This window comes from Mesorhizobium sp. M1338 (assembly GCF_040318045.1).
GTDB lineage: Bacteria > Pseudomonadota > Alphaproteobacteria > Rhizobiales > Rhizobiaceae > Mesorhizobium.
On the sequence record NZ_JAMYLL010000151.1, the window covers coordinates 1 to 748 of the forward strand.

Sequence of the window (748 nt, forward strand, 5' to 3'; positions counted from 1 at the left end):
GCGCATGAGCTTGCGGCACCGCAGCCGTTCCGCAATCTGGTGGCGCAGGCGCGGCTGGGGGTCGATGCCAAGGCGCATGAGGAGTTCTTCCAGGAACAGCTGGCCGACATCGACGAGCCGACCATGCCGTTCGGGCTGGGCGAGGTGCGCGGCGACGGCAGCGGGGTCGGCGAGGCGCGGCGGATGCTGCCGCAGGCGCTCAACGATCGGTTGCGGGAACAGGCGCGGCGGCTGGGGGTAAGCCTGGCCAGCCTGTGCCATCTGGCGTGGGGGCAGGTGGTGGCGCGCAGCAGCGGGCGAGAGCAGGTGGTGTTCGGCACGGTGCTGTTCGGCCGCATGCATGCGGGCGCGGGCGCCGACCGCGCGCTGGGCCTGTTCATCAACACCCTGCCTGTGCGGCTTGACCTGGACGGGACCGGGGTCGCGGCGAGCGTGCGGACCACGCACGCGCGGCTTTCCGAGCTGCTGGCGCACGAGCATGCCTCGCTGGCGCTGGCGCAACGCTGCAGCGGGGTTGCGGCGCCGGCGCCGCTGTTCGGCGCGCTGTTGAACTACCGCCACAACACGCCGGCGGCCATGACCGGCCGCGGACCGGATGATGTCCTGGCGGGCATGGAATGGCTGGGCGGGGAGGAGCGCACCAACTATCCGCTGACCCTGTCGGTGGAGGATTATGGCGAGGCGCTCGGCCTGACGGCGCAGGTGGTGGAGCCGGTGTCTGCGGATCGGGTCTGCGGCTACATGCAGC

Annotated in this window: 1 protein-coding gene; it reads left to right on the top strand. The window is 71.8% G+C overall.

Going from position 1 to position 748, the window contains the following annotated elements:
• The coding region (locus NKH19_RS33405) for a condensation domain-containing protein (RefSeq protein WP_352983985.1) at window positions 1-748 on the top strand (748 nt) is incomplete at both ends.